10 protein-coding genes are annotated in these 7,517 nt (G+C 67.3%); 4 read left to right on the top strand and 6 right to left on the bottom strand.

The features are described from left to right. Positions 1-81: 81 nt before the first annotated feature. The 4 genes from sepX to QOD90_RS25505 all read right to left on the bottom strand — a co-directional run bounded on the left by sepX (position 82) and on the right by QOD90_RS25505 (position 4,208). Positions 82-1,185 (bottom strand): divisome protein SepX/GlpR, encoded by a 1,104-nt coding sequence (gene sepX / locus QOD90_RS25520; protein WP_526354330.1) that lies wholly within the window; start codon positions 1,183-1,185, stop codon positions 82-84. A 133-nt stretch (positions 1,186-1,318) separates the two neighbouring features. Beyond that, positions 1,319-1,972: a GNAT family N-acetyltransferase gene (locus QOD90_RS25515; RefSeq protein ID WP_526354328.1), complete on the bottom strand. Its 654-nt coding sequence runs from the start codon at positions 1,970-1,972 to the stop codon at positions 1,319-1,321. Between the two features lie 14 nt (positions 1,973-1,986). Then, the gene (glp, locus tag QOD90_RS25510) at positions 1,987-3,255 is read right to left on the bottom strand and encodes a molybdotransferase-like divisome protein Glp (RefSeq protein WP_526354326.1); all 1,269 of its coding nucleotides are present in this window, start codon (positions 3,253-3,255) and stop codon (positions 1,987-1,989) included. A gap of 38 nt (positions 3,256-3,293) precedes the next feature. Next, the gene (locus tag QOD90_RS25505) at positions 3,294-4,208 is read right to left on the bottom strand and encodes a UTP--glucose-1-phosphate uridylyltransferase (RefSeq protein ID WP_526354324.1); all 915 of its coding nucleotides are present in this window, start codon (positions 4,206-4,208) and stop codon (positions 3,294-3,296) included. Between the two features lie 73 nt (positions 4,209-4,281). On the opposite strand from QOD90_RS25505, the gene QOD90_RS25500 reads away from it, so the two are divergent. Beyond that, on the top strand, positions 4,282-4,860 hold the full coding sequence (locus tag QOD90_RS25500; protein WP_526354322.1) for a 5-formyltetrahydrofolate cyclo-ligase: 579 nt from the start codon (positions 4,282-4,284) through the stop codon (positions 4,858-4,860). A gap of 4 nt (positions 4,861-4,864) precedes the next feature. Here the strand turns inward: QOD90_RS25500 and QOD90_RS25495 are convergent, their stop codons facing one another. After that, positions 4,865-5,572 (bottom strand): GmrSD restriction endonuclease domain-containing protein, encoded by a 708-nt coding sequence (locus QOD90_RS25495; protein ID WP_526354320.1) that lies wholly within the window; start codon positions 5,570-5,572, stop codon positions 4,865-4,867. Between the two features lie 64 nt (positions 5,573-5,636). Here QOD90_RS25495 and QOD90_RS25490 point away from each other — a divergent pair, with 64 nt between their 5' ends. The 3 genes from QOD90_RS25490 (at position 5,637) to mscL (ending at position 7,269) form a co-directional block, all read left to right on the top strand. After that, the gene (locus QOD90_RS25490; protein WP_526354318.1) at positions 5,637-6,008 is read left to right on the top strand and encodes an FmdB family zinc ribbon protein; all 372 of its coding nucleotides are present in this window, start codon (positions 5,637-5,639) and stop codon (positions 6,006-6,008) included. A 64-nt stretch (positions 6,009-6,072) separates the two neighbouring features. After that, positions 6,073-6,729, top strand: coding sequence for an SAF domain-containing protein (locus QOD90_RS25485; protein WP_526354316.1), 657 nt, complete (start codon positions 6,073-6,075; stop codon positions 6,727-6,729). A gap of 90 nt (positions 6,730-6,819) precedes the next feature. Beyond that, positions 6,820-7,269, top strand: a complete 450-nt coding sequence (gene mscL / locus QOD90_RS25480; RefSeq protein ID WP_526354314.1) for a large-conductance mechanosensitive channel protein MscL — start codon at positions 6,820-6,822, stop codon at positions 7,267-7,269. A 66-nt stretch (positions 7,270-7,335) separates the two neighbouring features. On the opposite strand, the gene QOD90_RS25475 is transcribed toward mscL, so the two are convergent. Continuing rightward, on the bottom strand, positions 7,336-7,517 hold a 182-nt coding region (locus QOD90_RS25475), incomplete at its 5' end, for an MspA family porin (RefSeq protein ID WP_526354312.1).

Raw genomic sequence — 7,517 nt, 5'->3', positions numbered from 1 at the left:
GAGACGCGCTACCAACTGCGCTATAGCCCCTTGTACCGGTAGCACAGGCTACCAGTGACGCCGCCGGCCTCGAAATCTGAGCTACTGACCAGCCGCGCGGGGTAGGTCGTACTCGCGCGCGAACGGTGCATAGTCCAGGTGCTCGAAGATCGGATCCTCGTCGTCGATCTCCAGGACGATCGAACCAGGCCGTCGCAGCCGGGCGGGGACGACGTCGAACTCCTGGTCGTTGGTGTTCTCGACACCGAGGTGTGACCGCATCATCCGTTGCGCGCGACGCCGCCGTACCTGTGCCTCGATGCGGGTCTGGCGTCGCAGGTAGCCCAGGTAGAGGATCGTGATTGCGCCGACCGTGCCGCACGCCCACCAGAACGTCGGCGACACCACGTAGGCCGCGACGGCGCTGGCCACCAGCAGCACCGACATGACCAGCAGCACGCGCTTGCGGAACCGGAACTTCCGCGCGCTCACCGCGGCGGCGGTCTTCGACTCGTAGTGCCGTCGGCGCTCCTGCGACTTCGTCCCCGCGACGTGCAGGTCGGGGTCTGGCGCCGCCTCGAGTCCCGACGAGTCCTCGACGTATTCGTAGTCGTAGTCCGTGTCGTCCTCGGAGACGGCGGCGAACTCGTCGGTCATGTCTTCGTCGTCCGCGTCGAACTCGGCCTCGTCTTCAGGCTCGGCTTCGGGCTCGTCGAGTTCTTCGATCGCCTCCGCGACGTCGTCGACCTCTTGCAGATCGTCGATCGTGAACGTCGCGGTGTTGTCGTCGAATTCCAGTGGTAGTTCGGGGTGCTCGTCGAAGGCCAGCTGCGCGGACACCCCGATGGGCAGGGCGCCGGAGTCCTCCTCCACGACGTCGACGTCGAGATATTCGGATTCGGGCTCCACCTTCGCAGCGGCCATCACCACGACGGACTTGCGCGGGGCGACCGGCTCGTCGTCTTCGTCGTCGTCGTCGAGGTCGTCATGGGTCGGACGCCAGTCGGGGTCGCTGTGATGGCCCGCGGCCGGCTTGCGGCGGCGCAGCAGTCGTTCGCCGTTGCCGGTGTTCAGCACGCGCGTGGCAAGTGCGACGTCGCTAGTGCGACGAACGGTCTCTCGCTTGCTGATCAACATGGGGACGAGCACGAACAACCACAGCATCACCAAAGAGATCCATAGAAGGGATTGGGGGATGCTTGGCATGTTGCCGGCTCCTTTCCCCGTAAGGCTAGGTCCGTGACCAGCGCATCCGGGGACGACGCGCCGAGGTCAATTACACACCTGTAATTCATCCCTGACAAGCACATCTGCCCCACATGTCACAACTGCCACACAGCTAGACCCAATTTGCCCGACCGTCGTGCACCAGCGCCGAGGTTGCCGAACCCGTTAGCTCCTCGATCGTGATCGCCACCAGCAGGTGGTCGCGCCAGCCCCCGTCGACCTCCAGGTAGCGCTTCAGCAAGCCCTCCTCACGGAAGCGGGCCTTGGCCAGCACGGCCCGACTCGGCGCGTTCTCGGGTCGCACCGTCGCCTCGATGCGGTGCAGACCGACCGGGCCGAAGCCATGGTCCAGTCCCAGCGCCAACGCCGCCGTGGCCACCCCGCCGCCGTTGCGATCCTTGGCCACCCAGTAGCCGATCCACGCCGATCGCAGCGCGCCGTGCGTGACATTGCCGATCGTCAGCTGGCCGCAGAACTCCCCGTCGAGCTCAATCGCATACGGCAGCATCCGACCCTTTCGCGCCTCCGCGCGAAGCCCGGAACAAATCGACGGCCACGACGAAATGGCATGACGCACTTCCCAATTCACCTCGGCGACGGGTTCCCATGGCTCGAGGTGCGCCTGGTCGGCGAGCCGGATGCGGCTCCACGCTGCGCCGTCGCGCAGCCGCACTGGGCGCAGCCGCACCAGACCTGCGGGCACCCGCAGCGGACCGACGGACTTCGGCCATCCGGGATGCATGGAAGTCGACCGCCACATGAACATGATCGGGAGCTTCGTCAGCCGCGCTGAGCCAGGAAGGCGACGTCGACGATCTCGCCGGTGCGGATCTCCTCCGCGTCGCTCGGGATCACGACCAGACAGTTGGCCTCCGCGAGCGTGGCCAACAGGTGCGACGATGCCCCAGGTGCCCCGCCCAGGGCCTGCACCAAGTACTCGCCCGTGTCCTGATCCCGCATCAGCTGACCGCGAAGGTAGCCCTTGCGGCCCGCCACCGACGTGATCGGCGACAGCGTGCGCGCCTGGACGACTCGCCGCAGCGGCTGGCGCTTGCCCAGCGACATGCGGATCAGCGGACGCACCATCACCTCGAACACCACCAGCGCGCTCACCGGGTTGGCGGGCAACAGGAACACCGGAACGCCCTCACGTCCCAGCTGTCCAAAACCTTGAACCGACCCGGGGTGCATCGCGATGCGCGCCACCTCCATGTCGCCGAGCTCGGAGAGCACCGCCCGCACGCTTTCGGCAGCCGTGCCACCCACCGCGCCCGCGATCACCAGTACCTCGGCACGATTGATCTGCCCCTCGACGACGTCGCGCAACGTCTTCGACTCGGTGTCCACGATGCCGACGCGGTTGACCTCGGCACCCGCATCGCGACCCGCCGCGGCCAGCGCATAGGAGTTGACGTCGTAGACCTGGCCGTTGCCAGGGGTACGCGAGACGTCGACCAACTCACCACCCACGCACATCACCGACAGTCGCGGTCGCGGATGCACCAGAACCCGTTCGCGCCCGACCGCGGCGAGCAGCCCCACCTGCGCAGCCCCGATGATGGTTCCCGACCGCACGGCCACGTCACCCGGTTGCACGTCGTCACCGGTTCGACGCACGTAGGCACCGGACCGCACGCCCCGCAACACCCTGACGCGGTTGTCGCCACCGTCGGTCCACCGCAGCGGAAGCACCGCGTCGGCCAGAGTCGGCATGGGCGCGCCGGTCTGAACCCGCGCGGCCTGGCGTGGCTGCAGTCGGCTCGGCGTCTTGGCACCCGCCTCGATGAGACCCATCACCGGCAGGCTCACTTCGCGTTCGCCAGCGCTCTCGGCGTCCTCGCCGTCGTCACCGGCATCGACGCCGAGGACGTCGACGCTGCGTACCGCGTATCCGTCGATCGCCGCCTGATCGAATCCCGGCAGCGGCCGTTCGGTGACGACCTCCTCGGCGCACATCAACCCCTGCGCTTCGGCGATGGCCACGCGCACGGGTCGCGGCGCCACCGCGGCGGCAGCCACCTTGGCCTGCTGCTCCTCCACCGAACGCACTCATGCGCCTTTCGTCAGTCGCAGAGCCCACACGCTAGTCAGTTGGCGCTCAGCCCCAATCGCTCGACCAGCCAGCGCCTCAGCTCCGGTCCGTAATCGTCACGCTCCAACGCAAAGTCAACCGCAGCCTTGAGGTACCCGCCGGGATTTCCCAGGTCGTGTCGGGAACCGCGATGCACCACCACGTGAACGGGGTGGCCCTCCTCGATCAGCAGGGCAATCGCATCGGTCAGCTGGATTTCACCGCCGACGCCGCGCGGCACCCGCCTCAGCGCATCGAAGATTGCGCGGTCCAACACGTAACGACCAGCGGCGGCATACAGCGAAGGCGCATCTTCGGCCTTCGGCTTCTCCACCATGCCCTTGACACGCAACACATTTGGGTTCACGGCGTCGGGGACCACCTCGACGTCGAACACGCCGTAGGCACTGATCTCGTCCGCGGGCACCTCGAAGGCGCACAGCACCGAGCCACCGCGTTTGGCGCGGACCTTCGACATGGTCTCCAACACACCCGTCGGTAGCACCAGGTCGTCGGGCAGCAGCACCGCGACGGCATCCTCGTCATCCGCCAGGCTCGGCTCGACGCAACTCACGGCGTGACCGAGGCCCAACGGCTCGGCCTGCACCACGGACTCGACCTTGATCAGCGCCGGTGCGCGGCGCACCTTTGCCAACATCACGTGCTTGCCGCGGGCCTCGAGCGTGCCCTCGAGCACTAGGTCCTCGACGAAGTGCGCGACGACGCTGTCCTTGCCCGATGAGGTGACGATGACGAGCCGCTCGGCGCCCGCCTCGGCAGCCTCAGCCGCGACGAGTTCGATGCCGGGCGTGTCGACGACGGGTAGCAACTCCTTCGGCACCGTCTTCGTCGCAGGCAGGAAGCGCGTTCCCAAACCAGCTGCTGGAACGATCGCGGTGCGCGGCATCGGCACCAATGCCCGTGTCGTCATCGTTCACACCATAACGTCATTGGCTGCTCGCAACCCGGCAAGGCCTGCACACCTCACATGACATCGTGGAGTCGTGCCGGAGACGAAGGCCGAATTGCGCGCCGCCATCCTGTCCGCCCGCCGCGCTGCGTCCGCGGAAGTGCGGTACGGGGAGGCCGACCAGTTGCGCAAACGTTTGGCAGAACTGGCCCAACCGAACTCGACGGTCTGCGCCTACGTGCCCGTAGGTACCGAGCCCGGCTCGCCCGCCATGCTCGACGCGTTGGTGGCGTCCGGTGCCCGGGTGTTGCTGCCCGTCGCCACGGCGGACGACTCAGGCGTACCGCTGCCACTTCGATGGGGCGAGTATCGCGGCGAGCTCGTCGCGGCCCGCTTCGGACTGCGCGAGCCGCCAGGCCCGTGGCTGCCGGCCGATGCGATCGGAGCGGCGTCGATGGTCGTGATCCCTGCGCTGGCCGTCGATCGGGCAGGCGTCCGACTCGGCAGGGGTGCGGGTTTCTACGACCGGTCCCTGGCCATGGCGAATTCCGCAGCGCGGCTGATCGCACTGGTCCGCGACGACGAACTCGTCGACCACCTCCCCGGCGAACCTCACGACGTCCCGGTCACGCACGCGCTGACGCCGGGTCGCGGGCTGATCGAACTCGGCTGATGCGCTAGCAGCCGACCAGCACGTCCTGCATCGCCTGCTTCTCCTTCGCCGAGACCCACAATCCGTAGGCCGTCTTCACCCGCACCTGCCGCGCGACGAAGTCGCACCGGAACGCCGCGTTGGGTGGCAGCCAGCTCGCGGCGTCGCGAAACGCCTTGTCGAAGTTGGTCTGCCCGCCGACCGCAAGCAGGTTGAGGGGATCGTTCGCGAAATCGCGACGGCGCTGGTCATCCCAGTTGCGGGCACCCTTGTACCAGGCATCGGACAACGAAACGACGTGGTCGATCTGAACGGCACTCGACGTGAGCGGACCGCGAACGAACCCGATCGTCTGGTGCGCATAGGGGTCGCGAAGGGTGCCACTCTGGGCGTAGCAGGTGCCCGGTCGCACGACGAGGTCGGCGAGGTCTCGACGCAGGATGTCGTCGCGCGTGTTGCAGCCGTTGTGACCGAATTCGACGTTCACGTCGTCGCTCCAGGCCTCACCGAAGAGGGCCCTGGCGAAATCCGACGTCCGATCCCAGCCCCTGACCGGCAATTGCTGCGCGTCCGCCCTGGCCTGCTCGTATCCGGGGCTACCGGGGCCAACCCGCGACGCCTCGGGAGAGGACGGTGTCGGCGGCTGATTCGGACTCGAACGGACGTGCAGCCACACCGCAACGGCCACGACGACCGCGACCAGCGCGAGCAACGCGGGAATGGCACGGCCCACGTAGCGGTTCTAGCACTTGAGCAGCTAGAGTGCTAACAAATTTCGTCATTTCTCGGAGGTTTTGGTGCCGACCTACTCGTACGCATGTACCGAGTGCGATAACCGTTTCGACGCGGTGCAGGCGTTTACCGACGACGCCCTCACGGCGTGCCCGGCGTGCTCGGGTCGGTTGCGCAAGCTCTTCGGCTCGGTGGGAGTGGTGTTCAAGGGCAGCGGCTTCTACCGCAACGACAGCCGCGACGCCGCGAAGAGCACCGTCAACGGCTCCAGCGGCAGCGCCGAGCCCTCGAGTTCGCCCCCTTCGGAGAAGTCTTCCGACAAGCCCGCCGAGAAGTCGAAGCCCGCGGAGAAGTCGTCGAGCTCGTCGTCCGGCTCGGACAAGTCGAGCTCCACTTCGAGTTCTTCCCCGAGCTCCACTGCAGCCGCCTCCAGTTAGTAGTTATCCACAGCCCACCGGCGTCCCCCTGCCGTAACGGGCCCCCGCTGCCTAGCGTGGCCTCATGGGGGAATCACTGAATCCGTCGTTGCCATCGCGCCTCGTTCACGGGCTTCGGCCGGACTGGACGCGAACGGTCATGGCCCGACGGGTGACCGCGGGAGCACTGGTGATGTTGGCCGCCGTCGCTGCCCTGCGTCCCGATCCTTCCGACGGCCTGACCGACGTCGTCGTCGCCAGCCGCGATCTGGCACCCGGCGTCGAGCTGATGGCCAGTGACCTCCGCATCGAATCCCGTTCGGCGACGACCATTCCCGACGGCTCGCAGACGAACGTCGGCGACCTGGTCGGCGCGACGCTGACCGGACCCGCCCGCCGCGGCGAGGTGCTCACCGACCTCCGCGTGCTCAGCTCGCGCCTTGCCGACGCATCCGTCGGGACCGACGCGCGCATCGTCCCCGTTCATCCGACGGACGCCGCGCTACTCGATCTGGTGCGAACGGGCGACGTAGTCGACGTGCTGGCCGTCTCGGAGGCAGCGGGCGGCGGCACGGAGGACAGCTCGCGCGTGGTGGCCACGAACGCCGTGGTGGTCCTGGTCTCCGCCAAGTCGAAGGACGCGGGCCGCGACGGGGTCGTGCTGATCGCGCTGCCACGCCTGGCTGCCAACGAGGTGGCCGGCGCATCGCTGTCGCAGGCGATCACCCTGACGTTCCACTGAGAGTCATGATCAGGGGTCGTATCTCCCGGGCTAGCGTTGCTCCACGGGTTCAGGCACACGGCCAAACCACACACCGGAAGGAACCATCCCGTGCTGAAGGGATTCAAGGAGTTTCTCGCCCGCGGCAACATCGTCGATCTGTCGATCGCAGTAGTCATCGGCACGGCGTTCACCGCGCTCGTCACCAAGTTCACCGACAGCGTCATTCAACCGCTGATCGACCGCATCGGGGCGGGCGGCGATTCCGAGTACGGAGTGTTGAAGATCGGCATCGGCGGTGGACAGACCATCGACCTCAACGTTCTGCTGTCCGCGGCGATCAACTTCGTCCTGGTCGCTGCCGTCGTCTACTTCCTGGTCGTCGTGCCCTACAACCGACTGCGGAAGAAGGGCGAGGTCGAGCAGGCCCAGGACACCGAACTGAGCCTGCTCACCGAGATCCGGAACCTGCTTAGGGACGGAGCCAGCGCCGAGACCGTCACGGGACCCGGCACCGGCCCCAGCCCCGACACCGCGGCGACCACCAGCGCCGACAAGTAGCACCGCATCCACCCCACGAAAACAGCCCCCGGCCGAGGCCGGGGGCTGTTCTCGTGAACTAGGGAGTTAGTTCATGTTCCACGGTTCGCCGTAGGTGGTGACGCTGTCACCAGTGGAGGCGATGAGCCGTGCGAACGGACGCAGGAGCACACCACCGGCTGCGCCGGTGACCGTGCCGTGAGCGTTCGAGACCGCGACGGCGCCAGAGGCACCCTTCACGTCGACCGAGAAGGTCGCGACTTCCTGGT

It is taken from the genome of Mycobacterium sp., from assembly GCF_032161845.1.
GTDB lineage: Bacteria > Actinomycetota > Actinomycetes > Mycobacteriales > Mycobacteriaceae > Mycobacterium.
Note: the sequence above shows the minus strand (reverse complement) of the source record. Positions and strands in the feature narration are given on the sequence as shown.